This window comes from Novosphingobium terrae (assembly GCF_017163935.1).
GTDB classification, from domain to species: domain Bacteria; phylum Pseudomonadota; class Alphaproteobacteria; order Sphingomonadales; family Sphingomonadaceae; genus Novosphingobium; species Novosphingobium terrae.
On record NZ_JABVZR010000001.1, the window covers coordinates 200,995 to 216,796 of the forward strand.

The following is a 15,802-nucleotide window of genomic DNA, read 5'->3' on the forward strand; positions in this document are numbered from 1 at the left end:
TAAAGGGAGCGCGAGGGTTATGACCCTCGCATCCTCACTTCTTCTTCTGCAAAACCTTATCCTTGAAGGCGCACAGATCCACCTCACCGCACCGCCAGCACTCTGGCGTGCGCGCCTTGCAGATATAGCGTCCGTGCAGGATCAGCCAGTGATGCGCCCCCACGCGAAACGGCCCGGGCACATGCTTTTCCAACTGCTTCTCGACGGCCTCAGGCGTCTTGCCCTTGGCCAGCCCCGTGCGGTTCCCCACGCGGAAGATATGCGTATCGACCGCGAAGGTCTCCATCCCGAAAGCGCAGTTGAGCACCACATTGGCTGTCTTGCGCCCGACGCCGGGTAATTCCACCAACAAATCCCGGTCGGCGGGGACATCGCCGCCATGCTTGTCCACCAGGATTTGCGCCATGGCCATCACATTGGCGGCCTTGGTGTTGAACAGGCCGATGGTCTTGATGTGGTCTTTCAGCCCGTCGAGCCCCAGATCGAGCATGTCCTGCGGGGTCTTCACGATCTCGAACAGGGCGCGGGTGGCCTTGTTGACGCCCACATCCGTCGCCTGAGCCGACAGGGTGACGGCGACCAGAAGCTGATAGGTGTTGCCGAATTCCAGCTCGGTTTGCGGGTCGGGGTTGACCTCGGCAAGGCGGCGGAAGAATTCGAAGATGTCGGCTTTTTTCATGTCTGGCGTGGGTTTCCAGAAGGGCAAAGAAAGATGCGAGGGCCATCGCCCTCGCGCTCCCTTTAATGTCTACGTGGTATGCTGACTATGCCGAAGTGTGCGTGTTCATAGCGCCGCAGGCATAAACATCGATAGCGCGGTTCGGGGCTCATCAGCCTGCGGCGCTCTGCGCAGCGCAGGTGGAGAGCAGGGGCGCTACGATAGGGAACCGCTGCCCGCGTGTCGGAAGACGTTATGGGAGCGCGAGGGGGTAACCCCCTCGCATCTCTTCTCCTTAAAACCTTAAAGCCCCAGAACTTCCTTCATCCCATACCGCCCGGGCTTTTGCCCGATCAGCCACAAAGCGCCCTTCAAAGCCCCGCGAGCAAAAATCCCGCGATTCTCGGCCAGATGCGAGAAGGACAGCCGCTCATTGTCGGCCAGAAAATGCACCGTGTGGTCGCCCGCCACGCTGCCCCCGCGCAACGCAGCAAAACCGATGGTCCCCGCCTCGCGCTTCCCGGTGATCCCATCGCGCCCGCGCACGGCGTGGTCTTCCAGACGGATCTGACGACCGCGCGCGGCGGCGTCGCCCAGCAGCAGCGCCGTGCCGGAGGGGGCGTCGACCTTCATGCGGTGATGGGTCTCGACGATCTCGATATCCCAATCCTCACCGAGGCGGCGGGCGGCTTCCTCCACCAGATAGGCCAGCATGTTGACGCCCAGCGAGGTGTTGCCGGTCTGCAGCACGGCGATCTTTTCGGAGGCCTGATCGATCAGCCAATGGTGGCGCTCTTCAAGGCCGGTGGTGCCGATCAGGATGGGCTTGCCCGCAGCGACGGCGGCATCGAGGCTGGCCTCCAGCGCGGCGGGGGAGGAGAAGTCGATCAGCACATCGGCGGCGGCTGCCAGAGCCTCCACATCGCCGTCGCGGTCCACGGCGCCAACCACCGTGTGGCCATCGGCGTGGTGGCCCAGCTGCACCGCCTCGGCGATCGCTTTGCCCATGCGCCCTTCGCTGCCGATGATGCCGATGTTTGCCATGGGATGCTCCTCTTCGAAAATGCGGAATGCGTCATGGCCCGCGTGGGCGTGGTTGGCAAGGCGGCGCGGGTGGGGCACACCGGCGGCATGAGCAGCATCCGCAATATCGTCATCCTCACCGGCGCGGGCATCAGCGCCGAGAGCGGCATCCGAACCTTCCGCGCCAGCGACGGCTTGTGGGAGGATCACCGCATCGAGGATGTCGCCACGCCCGAGGGTTTCGCCGCCAACCCCGATCTGGTGCATCGTTTTTACGATGCGCGGCGGGCGGGGGCTTTGGCTGCGCAGCCCAATGCAGCGCATCTGGCTTTGGCGCGGCTGGAGCGGGAGTGGCAGAGCGGCTTTCTGCTGGTCACCCAGAACGTCGATGACCTGCATGAGCGGGCGGGCAGCGAGGCGCTGATCCATATGCATGGCGCCTTGAACAGCGCATGGTGCGGCGCCTGCGACGCGCGGCATGCATGGCTGGAAACCTTGATTGAGCGGCCTGCCTGCCCCTCCTGCGGCAAGGCAGCCCTGCGCCCCGACATCGTATGGTTCGGCGAAATGCCCTACCGTATGGAGGACATCTACGAAGCGCTGAACGATTGCGATCTGTTCGTCTCGATCGGCACTTCGGGGGCGGTTTATCCGGCGGCGGGCTTTGTGCGCGCGGCGCGGGAGGTGGGTGCGCAGTGTCTGGAACTCAATCTGGAGCGTTCGGCAGGCTCGGCATGGTTTCATGAGACGCGGTTGGGCAGCGCGGGGGAAGTGGTTCCGGCTTGGGTGGAAGAGGTTTTAAAAGGATAGATGCGAGGGCCATTGCCCTCGCGCTCCCTTGAATGTCCGCCTTGGCGCTATGGGTTCGGTGTTGCGCTTAACTCGCTGCGCCGCAGGCTTTAAAACCAACTGCCTGCGGCGCTTTGGGTCGCGCAGGTGGAGAGCCGGGGCGTTTGGCTTCGGAACCGCTGTCCTATCGTCGGAAGACGTTCTGGGAGCGCGAGGGGGTAACCCCCTCGCATCTTCTCTTCCTACTCTGAACACCCCTTACAGGCAGGATCTTTCACCAGACTGATCGGCCGCAGCGATGGCGCCAGACCGTCCAGCAGCAGCAGCTTGCCCCATTGCGGATCGCCAAGACCGGGGCCGTCGAAGCCTGCGCCCACGCCTGCCTGTGCCAGCACGATCCGGATGGCATGCATCGCGGCAAAGGTGCCCACCATGCCTACGAAGGCGCCCAAAACCCCATCCGCTGCACAGGTGTCGCAGTCCTGAGCATCGAAGGCATCGCCGACATAACAGCGATAGCAGGGCTGGCCCGGCAAATGCCCAGCGAAATTGGCGATCTGGCCCTGGAAGCGCCCCACCGCCGCGCTGGTCAGTGGTATGCCCAGCGCCACGCAGGCGTCCGAGACGGCAAGCCGGGTGGCGAAATTGTCGCAGCCGTCCAGCACCAGCGTGGGCTGGCCGATCAGGGCGGCGGCGTTGTCGGCGGTGACGCGCTGCTGATGCACCGTCACGGACAGCGCCGGATCGAAGCGCTTCACCCACGCCGCCGCCGCCTGCGCTTTGGAGGCGCCGATATCCGCCACGCCGAACACCGTCTGCCGCTGCAGGTTGCTGTCCTCCACCACATCGTCGTCGATCAGCGTAAAGCGCCCCACGCCCGCCGCCGCCAGATATTGCAGCGCGGGCGATCCGATCCCGCCGCAGCCAATCAGCACCACATGCGCCTGAGCCAGCGCCAGTTGTCCGGCGCCGCCCACCTCGGGCAGGATGATATGGCGGGCAAAGCGGGAGAGGCGTTCGGGGGGCAGAATCATGACAGGCGATGTAGGCAAACCCTCGCCCTATTGCGAGGGGCTATGCGCAGCGGTAAAGGCAGGCCCCATGACCCAGACCCTCACGATCCGCCGCCCCGACGACTGGCACCTTCACCTGCGCGATGGCGATATGCTGAAGACCGTGGCGCATTACACCGCCCGCCAGTTTGCCCGCGCAATCGTGATGCCCAACCTGACCCCGCCGGTCAGCACGGTCGAGGCGGCCAATGCCTATCGCCAGCGCATTCTCGATGCGCTGCCTGCGGGCACGGATTTCACCCCGCTGATGGTCTGCTACCTCACCGACAGCATCGATCCCGCCGAGATCGAGCGCGGTTACACCAGCGGCGCTTTCGCGGCCTGCAAGCTCTATCCGGCGCATGCCACCACCAATTCCGCCCATGGCGTGACCGACATCCGCAAGATGACCGGCGTGCTGGAAACCATGCAGCGCATCGGCATGCCCCTGCTGATCCATGGCGAGGTCACCGACCGCCATGTCGATATCTTCGACCGCGAGGCCGTCTTCATCGAGACCATTCTCACCCCGCTGGTGGCCGACTATCCCGATCTGAAAATCGTGCTGGAGCATATCACCACCAGCGAGGCGGTCGATTTCGTCAACGCCGCCGGGCCGAACGTCGCGGCGACGATCACGCCTCAGCATATCATCATCAACCGCAACGCCATCTTCGACGGTGGCATCCGCCCGCACGCCTATTGCCTGCCCGTTGCCAAGCGCGAGCAGCATCGCCTCGCCGTGCGCGCAGCAGCTGTCTCGGGCTCGCCCAAGTTCTTTCTTGGGACGGACAGCGCTCCCCACGCCATCGGGCGTAAGGAAAATTCCTGCGGTTGCGCGGGCATTTTCAACGCGCCCTATGCGCTGGAAAGCTATGCTCAGGTCTTCGAGGACGAAGGCGTGCTGGACCGTCTGGAAGGTTTTGCCTCGCTGCACGGCCCCCGCTTCTACGGCCTGCCGCTCAATGAAGGCACGGTGACTCTGGAGCGCGTCGACACGCCGGTGCCCGACAGTCTGGGCGAGGGCGCTCTGGCGCTGGTGCCCTTCCATGCCGGAGAGGTGCTGCGTTGGCGGCTCGCCGAAAAGGCCTGATTTTTCGTCGCATTTTACAAAATATGACCCGGAACATTCCCCAACCCCAAGCGTAACACCTTGCGCTGGCCTCCGATTGCGGCGATCGGGCAGGCTTAAGGGGTAACGGGGGGCAATCGTTTTGTTTCAGGGCTTTCGAAGGGGTGGCCGAAGAACGCCCGTCGAACAAACCGCATTGGTGACGGCCAGCCTGATCGTGCTGGCCACCTGCCTTGCCACCCCTGTTCTGGCCCAGACTCCGCCTTCGCAAAACGCGCCCGCCCAGCAGGCGCAAGCTCAGGCCGGGGCCGCGCAGTCCAACCCCATTCCCACCACGCCGATCCTGCCCGACAAGGATTTCGACGCCGCCCTGCCGCCGATCAGCGACAATCCCGATGCCCCCATGGGCACGGTGCAGGATTGGGCCAAGCAGCAGGCGCCTGCCGCTACGTCAGCGCAGCCTGCTCAGCCCGGCGCCACCACGGCTCAGGACGGCACGCTGGCGCCGCTGCCCGCGCCCGATCCCGATCTGGCCAAGCCGCTCACCCCGCTCGACAGCTTCAACACCGAGCCGCTCGTCACCGCCGCCGATGTGAAGGACAAGCCCGAGACCGAGCTGCGCTATGACTGGAAGGTCACCGGGGTCGACAAGCTCTCCGATCGCAACCCGGTCTCGCCCATCGATGGCAATGCCATCCGCGACCAGTTCTCCGCCGTTTCCGCGCTGAAAGAGGGCAAGGGCAAGGCCGCCAATGGCGCGATGATCTCTGCCCGCATGCAGCAGGACCAGAAGACGCTGGCCGATGTGATGTCCTCGCAGGGCTATTTTGATGCCAGCGTGCATGGCAGCGTTGAAACACCCCAGATGGCCAAGGATGCCAAGCCCAAGCAGGCCGATCAGGAATCGGGTAAGATCACCGTCACGCTCGATGTGGCGCCGGGGCCGCGCTATGTGCTGGGGGCGATCAAGTTCGACACGCCGCCTGTCACCCCTTCGGACCTCATCACCAGATCCTTCGTGCCCAAAAGCGGCGAGCCCATCGTGGCCGACCGCATCCTTTCGGCCGAAGCGAGCCTTGGCGTGGTGCTGCCGGAAAATGGCTATCCCTTCGTGAAGGTCGGCCAGCGCGACATTCTGCTCGATGCCGCTGCCCATACCGGCGATTACACGCTGCCCATCACGCCCGGCCCGCGCAGCCGGTTCGGTGATATCGTGGTGGAGGGCAAGAAGCGCGTCTTCAAGCCCAAGCATGTCGCCACCATCGCCCGCTTCAAGAAGGGCGAGCTTTACGACAGCCGCAAGGTCGACGATCTGCGCAAGGCGCTGGTCGCCACCAACCTCTATTCGGTGGTCACGGTCGAGCCGCAGCAGACCGGCCAGAAGGCCAATGATGGTGGCGCGGATGACGGCACCGAATATGCCAATCTGCTGGTGAACGAGCAGGCCGGGCCGCCGCGCTCGCTTTCCGCACAGGTCGGCTATGCCACGGGCGAGGGCATGAAGGCGACCGGCAGCTGGACCCATGCCAACCTCTTCCCGCCAGAGGGGGCGCTGATCGAAAGCGCCACGCTGGGCACCAATGAGCAGGGCATTTCCAGCACCTTCCGCCGCTCCAACGCGGGCAAGCGGGATCGTACGTTCGAGATGGGGATCGGCGCCGATCACTCCAACCTCAACGCTTATGAGGCCTATACCGGCAAGCTCTATGGCCGCATGTCCTATGCCAGCACCCCGCTGTGGCAGAAGCGCTGGACCTACAGCTACGGCTTCGAGGTGGTGGGCACGAACGAGCAGGATTACGATTTCCAGCTTGAGGGCTACCGCCGCCGCACCTTCTACATTCTCGCCCTGCCGGGGCAGATCACCTATGACCGGTCGAACTCGCTGCTCGACCCCACCAAGGGTTACAAGCTGTCGGTGACGATCTCTCCGGAAACCTCGCTGGGCACGGGCGGGCAGGTCTATGCCCGCGACTCCTTCGAGGCGACCGGCTACTGGCCGATCAGCAAGAGCCTGGTGCTGGCCGGGCGCGCCAAGATCGCCAGTATTCAGGGCGTCTCGCGGGAATCGCTGGCGCCCTCGCGCAGGCTCTATTCGGGCGGCGGCGGATCGGTGCGCGGCTTCGGCTATCAGGAGCTGGGGCCCAAGGACCCCAACGGCAACCCCATCGGCGGCCTCAGCCAGATCGAGACGGGCACGGAAGTGCGTTACCGTTTCGGCAATTACGGTCTGGTGGCCTTTGTCGATGGCGGTCAGGTCTACACCAGCACCTTGCCCTCCTTCACCAACTTCCGGCTGGGCGCGGGCATCGGCGCGCGGCTTTACACCAACTTCGGGCCGCTGCGCTTCGACATCGCGACGCCGATCCATCGTGAGGTCGGGGAATCGCGCATCGCGGTCTATGTCTCGATCGGGCAGGCGTTCTGATGGCCGAGGATATCCAGATCGACGCTCCCGAGCCTGTCCGCCCCCGCGCCCCATGGGGCAAGCGGATCGTCCTTGGCCTGCTGGGGCTGGTGGCGGTGCTGGCCCTGCTGGTGGGCGGTGTGCTGCTGTGGCTGGGCACCGACAACGGGCGCGCTTTTGTGGCCAGGCAGGTCTCGGCGCTGAAGTTCGAGAATGGCATGGTGATCCATGTCGGGCGGATCGATGGTTCGATTTTCAACCGCATGCAACTGGTCGATCTGACCATCGGCGATCCCAAGGGCGTGTTCCTCAGCGCGCCCAATGTTTCGGTCGATTATCAGCCGTTTGAATATCTCCACAAGCATCTCGCCATCCATGATCTGACGATCCCGCAGGCGCGCTTCAGCCGCACCCCGGCCTTCAAGCCCACGCCGCCCAGCAATGCGCCGCTGCTGCCCGACCTCAACATCGATATGGACCGCGTGCATTTGGGCCGTCTGGAGATCGACAAGGCCGTCAGCGGCCAGCGCCATATCCTTGGCTTCGATGGCGCGGTGCATATCGCCGACCGCCGCCTGCAGCTCACCGCCGATGCCAGCGCCATCGCCGCGCCGGGCGTGGCCGGTGGCGACAGCCTCCACGCCGTGATCGACGCCAGCCCCGAGAAAAACCGGCTGGCGATGGACATCAAGGTGCAGGCCCCGGTGCATGGCGTGGTGGACTCGCTCAGCGGCCTTGGCAAGCCGGTCAGCCTGACGCTGGCGGGCAAGGGCGACTGGAACGCGTGGGACGGCCACCTCAGCCAGACCATCGGCGCCGATACGCTGGCCGACGTTTCGATCAAGGCGCGCAAGGGCGCCTTCGATGTGCATGGCCCGCTGCATCCCGCCATCCTGCTGACGGGCCCCGCCGCCGCGCTGTTCCAGCCGCAGACGCAGATGGATGTCACCGCCGCCTTCGACCAGCGGAAGATGGATCTGCACGCGAAGATCGGTAACGAGAATTTCGGCGCTCAGGCCGATGGCGCGATGGATATGGGCAACAACACCCTCTCCGACATGAAGCTGGGCTTCCAGCTGATGCAGCCCAAGGTGATCGCCAAGAATCTGGCCGGTGACAGGATCGCGGCTCATGCCGTGGTCAATGGCGCCTTTGTGGCCCCCAGCCTGAGCTATGGGCTGGATGCCGGCTGGGTCGGCTTCGGCGCGACGCGGATCGACGGCCTCTCGGTCTCGGGCAGCGCTAAGCTGGACAAGGACCAGTGGCGTATTCCGGTCAATGGCCATGCCGCCGCGATCACGGGGGTGAGCGCCAGCGTAGCCCCGCTGCTCACCAATGTGCGCTTCAGCGGTGACTTCGCCTATGCCAATGGCCGGTTGCTCTCGGACAACATCCATCTGCAATCGAGCAAGATCGACGCCAAGGCCGTCATCATCGCCGATCTGCCCAAGGCGCTCTACACCGGCACGCTCAATGGCCGGGTGAATGATTACAAGGTCGAGAGCGTCGGCATCTTCAACCTGCAGTCGGACATCGGGCTAAAGACCGGCGCCAATGGCTATTTCAAGCTGGGCGGCCATGTCGCGGCCCGTTCGACCCGGTTGCTGAGCGATGGTTTGCAAAGCTTCCTTGGCGGCAATGCGCTGATCCAGGCCGATGTCGGCTATGACAGCAATGGCGTGGCCACCATCGACAAGCTGAACGTCGCAGCACCCGAATTCCGTCTGGTCGGCGGCCATGGCCGCTATGACGAGAAGGGTCGCATCGCTTTTGCCGCCAATGCCTCTTCGGACAAATATGGCCCCCTCGGTGTCACCGCCAGCGGCACCGTGGCCAGCCCCGTGCTTCATCTTGTGGCTGCAAAGCCGGGGGTGGGCATGGGGCTGGCCGATCTGGTCGCCGATGTGCGCGGGCAGAACGGCACCTATCTGGTGACCGCCAAGGCCAACAGCGATTACGGCCCCATCGCCGCCAATGTCGCGGTGGCGACGGGCAAGCAGCTGGCGGTGGACCTGCGCCCCGGCACGGTGTTTTCCGGCATCGGCTTTACCGGCCATATCGTGCAGCAGCCTGCCGGGCCTTTCGCGGGCACGGTGCAGGCCAATGGCTCGGGCGTGGCGGGGCATATCGATCTGTCAGCCCAAAGCGGCAAGCAGCGCGCCGTGGTGGCGCTGGCGGCGGCCAACACCAGCTTGCCGGGCAAGGCCGGGCTGACGGTGGAGCGCGCCCTCGTCAACGCCGATGTGTTGATGACCGACCAGCCGCAGATCAATGGCGATGTGCAGCTGTCCGGCACGCGGATGGGCGACCTCTATATCGGCGTGGCGCGGGCCAATGTGAACTATCACGCCGGGGCGGGGCAGGCGAAGCTGCTGGTGGAGGGGCGCAGCAAGTACCCCTTCCATCTGGCCGCCAATGCCGCTCTGGCGCCGCAGCTGTGGCGTGTGGCTTTGAACGGTAAGGTCAATGGCGTGGACATCGCCAGCCGCTCGCCGCTGCAGATCGTGCCGGACAAGGGCACCTACACGCTGCGCCCGGCCACCTTGCAGGTCAGCAATGGCACGCTTCAGCTTGAGGGCCACTACGGCAATGGCATGGCGCTGCACAGCCGGTTGAACGGCGTCGATCTGGCGCTGGTCAATGCCTTCTCGCCCGGGCTGGGCGTGGGGGGCAAGGCCTCGGGCAGTCTGGATTACACGCAGGCCTCCTCCACCGCTTTCCCGCAGGCCGATGTGCGCATGCAGATCACCGGCTTCACCCGTACCACGCTGGCGACTGTCTCCGAAGCGGTGGACATCACCATGGGCGGCCAGCTGGCCGACAGCGGCGGCCATATGCAGGCGCTGCTGCGCCGGGGCGGTACTTCGGTAGGCCAGTTCCAGCTGAACCTTGCGCCGCTGCCTGCCGAATCCGGTAGCTGGTCGACGCGCCTGATGGCCGCGCCTCTCTCGGGTGGCATCCGCTACAATGGGCCTGCCGATGTGCTGGCTTCGCTGGCCGCGCTCTCCGATCAGAGCCTGAAGGGGCCGATCGGCATTGCCGCGGACTTCGGGGGCACGGTGAAGGCGCCGCAGTTGAACGGCCTCGTGCGCGCCAATGATCTGACCTATGAGAACAGCTCCTACGGCACCAAGCTGACCAACATCGCGCTCAGCGGCCGCTTCGCCAATGACCGGCTGCAGGTCGAAAGCCTGACCGCCAAGGCCCGCAACGGCACGATCAGCGCCAGCGGCTTCGTCTCCCTGAGCGCCCAAGAGGGCTATCCCATCCAGCTGGGCATCGACATGAAGGATGCGCAGCTGGCCAGCGGTCAGGATCTGGCGGCGCGGGCCAGCGGCAGCATCAAGATCGTCAACGGCCCCAACCAGCCTGCCACCATCAGCGGCACGGTGATCCTGCCCGAGACGCATTACCGCATCGTGCGTGAAGGCTCGGCCAATGTGCCCACGCTGACCGGCGTGCGCCGCAAGCCCGTCAACGGCCCGCAGCGCATCACCGGCGCGCCCGAGCCGATCAGCAGCGTGCCTTCCAACTGGAAGCTGGACCTGCAGGTACGGGCCGACAATCAGATCTATGTCACCGGCATGGGCCTCGATTCCGAATGGGAGGCCGATATGCATGTCGGCGGCACCAGCGGCGCGCCGCTCATCAACGGCACGATCAAGGTGGTGCGCGGCACGCTGTCCTTCGCGGGCCATTCCTTCGATCTCGACAGCGATAGCCTGATCACCTTCAGCGGCGGCGACATGACCGACCCGACGCTGAAGATCACCGCCACCAGCACGATCTCTGACGTGGACATCACCATCAATGTGACGGGCACCGCCACCAACCCGACCATCGCCCTGACCTCCAGCCCCAGCCTGCCTCAGGACGAGCTGATGGCGCGCGTGCTGTTCGGTGGGCCGGTGGGCAGTCTGTCGGCGCTGCAGGCGGTGCAGCTGGCCTCCTCGCTCAACACGTTGCGCGGGGGCAAGGGCGGGCTCAATCCGCTGGGCACGCTGCAATCGGCCACGGGCATCAGCCGCCTGCGCGTGCTGGGCGCCGATTCCACCACGGGTCGCGAGACCGCCGTGGCGGCAGGCAAATACATCACCAACAACATCTACATCGAGGTGATCACCGATACGCGCGGCTACACCGCCACCTCGCTGGAAGTGGCGCTGACCAAGGCATTGTCGGTGATCAGTCAGGCCGGGGCCTTTGGCGGCACGGGCGTGACGGGCCGTTACAGGAAGCGTTACTGATGCGTGTAAAGATTGTTCTTGGCGCTCTGGCATTGCTGTTGCCGCTGGGCGCCTGCCACAAGGAAAAGAGCTTCGACGAGCGCTATCAGCAGCAGTCGGAGGATGCGCAGAACGCCGCCAGCAAGATGGAGAAGGACCTGCATGACAGGCTGCGCGCCGCTCAGGTGGCGGGGAATGGCACCACCGAGCAGCAGGTGCAAAAGGAAGCGACGAGCAACCAGTAGGCTCAGGCGAAGGGATTTTTCACTGAGGGCAGGGGCTTGTCCGGAGCTGGTCCGGACGTATCCCCGCGTGCGATGGCGGCTGCCAGATCGGCCTTGGCCTGTGTCAGCAGCGCAATCAGATGATCCAGCCGTTCCTGTGATGGCTGATCGGCCAGCAGGGTCAGCTTGCCGTACAGCGCCAGCTGGCTTTCATCGCTTTCCAGCGTCAAATCGCCCAGCGTGATCGCCTGCGCCTCGGCAAAGGCTTTGAAGGTTTCCATCAGTCGATCTCCAACTGGCTCTGGCTGGGGGCGTCCAGCCGGGGGAAGGGGGTGATGCCGGTGCGGCGGGTGAACTCGGCCAGCGACACCTGATCGATCCGCCCCCCATCATTGTTGGGCGCCACAAAGACCAGAGCCCCGCGTCCCGGCACCAGCACCGCTTTCCAGAAGCTGCTGGGCACCATCACGCGGCCATCGGGGGTGGTGTTGATCGTCTCGCCCAGAAACAGCACGCCGGTCACCACCCAGAGTTCGCCCTTGCTCTGCACATAATCGCGCAAGCGGCTTTCCAGATCCGACCACGGTCCCCGATTGAGTTGCGAATTCTGCGGCGCGATGTTGGCCAGCGAAAAGCTCTGCCGCTGCTCCTCATGCCCCGGCATATCGCCCGAGGGCGAAAGATGCCCGCGGTCCAGCCCGGAGCGGCGATAATCAGCCAGTTCTCCGCGCATCTCGGCATCGAGCGAGGGCTCGGCATAGAAGGCGCTGGCGCGTTCGGTGGCGCGGGCTTGCGCGATGCGGGTGGCGGTCAGATGCTCGGCGGACCACATGGGCGTGCGGCTGATCGGCGAACTGGCCGAGGCATAGCCCTGATAGCATACGCTCACCAAGCCCTGCGCCAGCTTGCCGGGCAGATCGGGCCGGGCGCCCTGATAGAGATTGTCGCCACAAGCCGTATCGGAGGCTGCCACAGGGCCATGGTCAGGCGCAGGCGCCTCCACAGCCGGATTGGGTGCAGGGCTGCTCTGAGGCTGCGGGGCAGGTTGTGTCGCGAACCAGACCACCAGAGCGATCAGGATCAGCAAAAGCAGCAGGGGCAACCAGCCGGGTCGGCGGAGCATGGAACGTCCTGTGTTGCGCGCCGTTGTCCTCAACGGAGCCGTGGAAACACGCCGCCATAACCGCTTGAAAAGCGACTGGCCATGCGGCGGGTGTGTCTTGTGCCCGGCCTTGAACAGGCCCACAACGGGGCGGTCCTGGGAAGGCTGTTTGGGGAAAGGTTTGCCGATGTCGAAACGGATGCGTTGCGCGGTGCTGGCCGCGCCTCTTGTGCTGGGTGCTTGTTTCGCGCTGACGGGCGCCTCGGCCCAATCCTCACACAGCTGCCCCGGCGACAATGGCGGGCTGAGCCTGCCTCCCGGTTTCTGCGCCACCGTCTTTGCTGACAATCTGGGCCATACCCGCCATCTGACCGTGGCGGGTGACGGCACGGTCTATGTCAACACATGGTCGGGCGCCTATTTCCGGAACGCGCCCAAAGCGCCCGAGGGCGGCTTTCTGCTTGGCCTGAAAGACACGAAGGGCAAGGGCGTGGCCGATACGGTGGTGCGCTTCGGCACGCCGGACAAGCAGGGCGCCCATGGCGGCACCGGCATTTCCCTGTGGCATGGCTATCTCTTCGCCGAGGAGCATGACACGATCATCCGCTATCCGCTGAAGCCGGGCGCCATTGCGCCCTCCGGCCCGGCGGTGACGGTGTTGAAGGGCCTGCCCTTGACCGGCGACCACCCGATGCATCCCTTCGTGGTGGACGGCAACGGGCAGATTCTGGTCAACTCCGGCTCGGCCAGCAACACTTGCGAAAGCCCCAACCGCCAGCCCGGCGCCAAGGGCGCCAACCCCTGTGTCGAGGCCGAGACGCGCGGCGGCATCTGGGCCTACCGCGGTGACAGGGAGGGGCAGGTCTTCTCCCCCGCGCAGCGCTGGGCCAAGGGCATCCGCAACACCGGCGGTCTGGCCTTCGACGCCACCGGCCGCCTGTTCGCGGTGCAGCATGGGCGTGACCAGCTCTCGCAGAACTGGCCGAAACTCTACACCACCGAGCAGGGGGTGGAGCGCCCCGCCGAAATCCTTTTCTCGCCCTTCAAGGGCGCCGATTACGGCTGGCCGACCTGTTATTTCGACGGCTTCCAGAACCGCCATGTGCTGGCCCCGGAATATGGTGGCGATGGCGGGAAGACCCAGGGGCTCTGCGCTGGCAAAACCCCGCCGCTGGTCGCCTTCCCCGCGCATTGGGCGCCCAATGATGTGACAATCTACACCGGTCATGCCTTTCCCCTGGCCTATCAGGGAGGGGCTTTTGTGGCCTTCCATGGCTCATGGAACCGGGCGCCTGCGCCGCAGGGAGGCTATCAGGTGGTCTTCCAGCCGTTGAAGGACGGCAAGCCCAGCGGCACATGGATCCGCTTCGCCGATGGTTTTGCCGGGCCCTACAAGGAGCCGGGCCGTGCGCTGCATCGCCCGGCGGGGCTGGCGGTGGGGCCGGATGGCGCGCTCTATGTGGCCGACGATGTGCGCGGGCGGATCTGGCGGATCACCTATCATGGTGGCGCGAATGCCGCCCTGACCGCCGCGGCCGAGGCCAAGGTGGGCCAGCCTTCCGAGGCCGCTGCCGCACCCACCGCTTTGCCGCCGGGGATCAGCGCGCAGCAGGTGGCGCTGGGCCGCGCGATCTATCTGGGGCAGGCCAAGGGTGGCACGTGTCTGGGCTGCCATGGTTCGGACGGGAAGGGCAGTTCGGCAGGCGCCTCGCTGGTGGGGCCGCAGTATCTGTGGAGTGATGGCTCGGTCGATAGTCTGACCAAGACCATCACCGAGGGCGTCTCCAAGCCCAAGAAGACCAGCGATGCCATGCCTGCTCTGGGCGGCGCGGCGCTGAGCCCTGCCGATGTGAAGGCGGTGGCGGCTTACGTCTGGACTCTGGGTCACGGCAAGCCCTGAGCGATTACTCTTCGTCGCGCGCGGTCCAGTCCTGGATATCGGGGTCCTGCCCGATCAGGGCGAGGCCGTGGGCGATGGAGGTCAATTCCTCGCCGCTTTCGATGCGACCCTCGCCGAAGCGCGCGGTGAACAGTGCGCGCACGGCGGGGATCAGCGATGAGCCGCCCGTCAGGAACACATGGTCGATCTGGTCGGCGGCAAGGCCTGCTCGCTCCAGCGCGGTGTCCACCGTTTCGCCGATGCGCTGCAGGTCGGGGGCGATCCAACTGGCGAAATCCTCGCGGCGGACCGGGGCCTCGATGGCAAGGTCGGGGCTTTCGAAGCGGAACACCGCTTCTTCCTGCGCTGAAAGCGTGCGCTTCAGCCCGCCGACAGCCTCATACAGCGGATAGCCCAGCTCCTTGTCGACCACCGCGATCATGCGGGCGATGGCGGCGGGATCGGTGGCGCTGTGCTGCAGACGGGCCAGTTCCTCCAGCTTGCGGCGGGTGCGCATCAGCGCCAGGCGCGACCAGTCGCCGAAATCGGCGAAATGGCCCTCGGGAATGTCGAGCACCTTGTCGAAGGAGCGATAGGTGCCGCCCTTGCCCAGCAGCGGCAGGACCAGCTTGTCCATGATGCGATAGTCGAAACGGTCGCCTGCGATGCCGATGCCCGCGCTGCCCAGCGGGGTGCAGCGCTTGGCCGCGCCGGGGGCTTCCACGCGGACGATGGAAAAGTCGCTGGTGCCGCCGCCGAAATCGGCCACCAGCAGCGTGGCGGCCTTGTTGAGGCGCGAGGCAAAGCCATAGGCGGCCCCCAGCGGCTCGTAGACGTAATGCACTTCACGCCCCAGCATGCCGAACATGGCATCGTAACGCTTGCGGGCCAGCGCCTCATCGGGCCGGTTGCCGACATAGCGCACCGGGCGGCCCACGATCACCTTCTCGGGCAGGCTTTTCAGTGCCGATCCGCCGCGCGCCAGCAGATGGCGCAGGAAAATCTGGCCCAGCTCCTCGAAGGGCAGGCGCTTTTCAAAGAGGTTGGCATGCTCGAAACTGGGGCTGGCCACCACCGATTTGAAGCTCTGCAGAAAGCGGCTGCCCTGCGGAAAATCGAGGAATTCGGCAATCGCCCAGGGGCCTGCCTCATGCGCCAGCGAACGCTCATCCTGCCAGAAGCACAGCGCCGAGCGGAACACCGATTGCGTGCCCTCGGGCGCGGCCAGCGGCACCAGTTGGGCCTGCGTGGCATCCTGCGCCAGAGCGACCACCGAATTGGTGGTGCCGAAATCGATCCCCATCGCAAGGGGAGATGCAGCCATGGGAAAAGCGTCCTGTACGCGGAAAGGGAGGGGCGCCCGATCCTAT

At 65.4% G+C, this 15,802-nt stretch carries 12 protein-coding genes; 6 read left to right on the plus strand and 6 right to left on the minus strand.

Going from position 1 to position 15,802, the window contains the following annotated elements; translation table 11 throughout:
* Nucleotides 1–34 precede the first annotated feature (34 nt).
* Together nth and dapB are read right to left on the minus strand one after the other, a co-directional pair.
* On the minus strand, nt 35–679 hold the full coding sequence (gene nth / locus HGK27_RS00945) for an endonuclease III (RefSeq protein ID WP_206237987.1): 645 nt from the start codon (nt 677–679) through the stop codon (nt 35–37).
* A 282-nt stretch (nt 680–961) separates the two neighbouring features.
* Nucleotides 962–1,702 carry a 4-hydroxy-tetrahydrodipicolinate reductase gene (dapB, locus tag HGK27_RS00950; RefSeq protein ID WP_206237989.1) on the minus strand — a complete coding sequence of 247 codons (741 nt, stop codon included), beginning with the start codon at nt 1,700–1,702 and terminating at the stop codon, nt 962–964.
* A gap of 87 nt (nt 1,703–1,789) precedes the next feature.
* Here dapB and HGK27_RS00955 point away from each other — a divergent pair, with 87 nt between their 5' ends.
* The gene (locus HGK27_RS00955; RefSeq protein WP_206242664.1) at nt 1,790–2,491 is read left to right on the plus strand and encodes an NAD-dependent deacylase; all 702 of its coding nucleotides are present in this window, start codon (nt 1,790–1,792) and stop codon (nt 2,489–2,491) included.
* A gap of 221 nt (nt 2,492–2,712) precedes the next feature.
* Here the strand turns inward: HGK27_RS00955 and HGK27_RS00960 are convergent, their stop codons facing one another.
* Complete coding sequence (locus HGK27_RS00960) at nt 2,713–3,504, minus strand: HesA/MoeB/ThiF family protein (protein WP_206237991.1); 792 nt, start codon at nt 3,502–3,504, stop codon at nt 2,713–2,715.
* A gap of 67 nt (nt 3,505–3,571) precedes the next feature.
* Here HGK27_RS00960 and pyrC point away from each other — a divergent pair, with 67 nt between their 5' ends.
* From pyrC to HGK27_RS00980, 4 genes are all read left to right on the plus strand, one after another.
* Nucleotides 3,572–4,615 carry a dihydroorotase gene (gene pyrC, locus HGK27_RS00965; RefSeq protein ID WP_206237992.1) on the plus strand — a complete coding sequence of 348 codons (1,044 nt, stop codon included), beginning with the start codon at nt 3,572–3,574 and terminating at the stop codon, nt 4,613–4,615.
* Nucleotides 4,616–4,793: 178 nt separating this feature from the next.
* Nucleotides 4,794–7,022 (plus strand): autotransporter assembly complex protein TamA, encoded by a 2,229-nt coding sequence (locus HGK27_RS00970; protein ID WP_241126764.1) that lies wholly within the window; start codon nt 4,794–4,796, stop codon nt 7,020–7,022.
* Nucleotides 7,022–11,248, plus strand: a complete 4,227-nt coding sequence (locus HGK27_RS00975; RefSeq protein ID WP_206237995.1) for a translocation/assembly module TamB domain-containing protein — start codon at nt 7,022–7,024, stop codon at nt 11,246–11,248. Before HGK27_RS00970 ends, HGK27_RS00975 begins: the two co-directional genes overlap by 1 nt.
* The gene (locus HGK27_RS00980) at nt 11,248–11,472 is read left to right on the plus strand and encodes a hypothetical protein (protein WP_206237997.1); all 225 of its coding nucleotides are present in this window, start codon (nt 11,248–11,250) and stop codon (nt 11,470–11,472) included. Before HGK27_RS00975 ends, HGK27_RS00980 begins: the two co-directional genes overlap by 1 nt.
* Nucleotides 11,473–11,474: 2 nt before the next feature.
* Here HGK27_RS00980 and HGK27_RS00985 read toward each other — a convergent pair whose 3' ends face one another.
* Both HGK27_RS00985 and HGK27_RS00990 read right to left on the minus strand, forming a co-directional pair.
* Nucleotides 11,475–11,732 carry a hypothetical protein gene (locus HGK27_RS00985; RefSeq protein ID WP_206237999.1) on the minus strand — a complete coding sequence of 86 codons (258 nt, stop codon included), beginning with the start codon at nt 11,730–11,732 and terminating at the stop codon, nt 11,475–11,477.
* Complete coding sequence (locus HGK27_RS00990) at nt 11,732–12,574, minus strand: DNA/RNA non-specific endonuclease (RefSeq protein ID WP_206238000.1); 843 nt, start codon at nt 12,572–12,574, stop codon at nt 11,732–11,734. The genes HGK27_RS00985 and HGK27_RS00990 overlap by 1 nt, the downstream gene beginning before the upstream one ends.
* A gap of 166 nt (nt 12,575–12,740) precedes the next feature.
* Between HGK27_RS00990 and HGK27_RS00995 the strand changes: the two genes are divergently transcribed.
* Entirely contained in the window at nt 12,741–14,453 is a 1,713-nt protein-coding gene (locus HGK27_RS00995) for a c-type cytochrome (protein WP_206238002.1), read from the plus strand.
* 4 nt (nt 14,454–14,457) lie between these two features.
* Here HGK27_RS00995 and HGK27_RS01000 read toward each other — a convergent pair whose 3' ends face one another.
* A complete protein-coding gene (locus tag HGK27_RS01000; protein ID WP_206238004.1) occupies nt 14,458–15,756 on the minus strand; it encodes an Hsp70 family protein in 1,299 nt (432 codons plus the stop codon).
* Between the last annotated feature and the right edge of the window lie 46 nt (nt 15,757–15,802).

Bases quoted from the DNA above. Each gene is read 5' to 3' on its own strand.
- nth (WP_206237987.1), bottom strand. From the start codon at position 679: ATGAAAAAAGCCGACATCTTCGAATTCTTCCGCCGCCTTGCCGAGGTC.
- dapB (WP_206237989.1), bottom strand. From the start codon at position 1,702: ATGGCAAACATCGGCATCATCGGCAGCGAAGGGCGCATGGGCAAAGCG.
- HGK27_RS00955 (WP_206242664.1), top strand. From the start codon at position 1,790: ATGAGCAGCATCCGCAATATCGTCATCCTCACCGGCGCGGGCATCAGC.
- HGK27_RS00960 (WP_206237991.1), bottom strand. From the start codon at position 3,504: ATGATTCTGCCCCCCGAACGCCTCTCCCGCTTTGCCCGCCATATCATC.
- pyrC (WP_206237992.1), top strand. From the start codon at position 3,572: ATGACCCAGACCCTCACGATCCGCCGCCCCGACGACTGGCACCTTCAC.
- HGK27_RS00975 (WP_206237995.1), top strand. From the start codon at position 7,022: ATGGCCGAGGATATCCAGATCGACGCTCCCGAGCCTGTCCGCCCCCGC.
- HGK27_RS00980 (WP_206237997.1), top strand. From the start codon at position 11,248: ATGCGTGTAAAGATTGTTCTTGGCGCTCTGGCATTGCTGTTGCCGCTG.
- HGK27_RS00985 (WP_206237999.1), bottom strand. From the start codon at position 11,732: ATGGAAACCTTCAAAGCCTTTGCCGAGGCGCAGGCGATCACGCTGGGC.
- HGK27_RS00990 (WP_206238000.1), bottom strand. From the start codon at position 12,574: ATGCTCCGCCGACCCGGCTGGTTGCCCCTGCTGCTTTTGCTGATCCTG.
- HGK27_RS00995 (WP_206238002.1), top strand. From the start codon at position 12,741: ATGTCGAAACGGATGCGTTGCGCGGTGCTGGCCGCGCCTCTTGTGCTG.
- HGK27_RS01000 (WP_206238004.1), bottom strand. From the start codon at position 15,756: ATGGCTGCATCTCCCCTTGCGATGGGGATCGATTTCGGCACCACCAAT.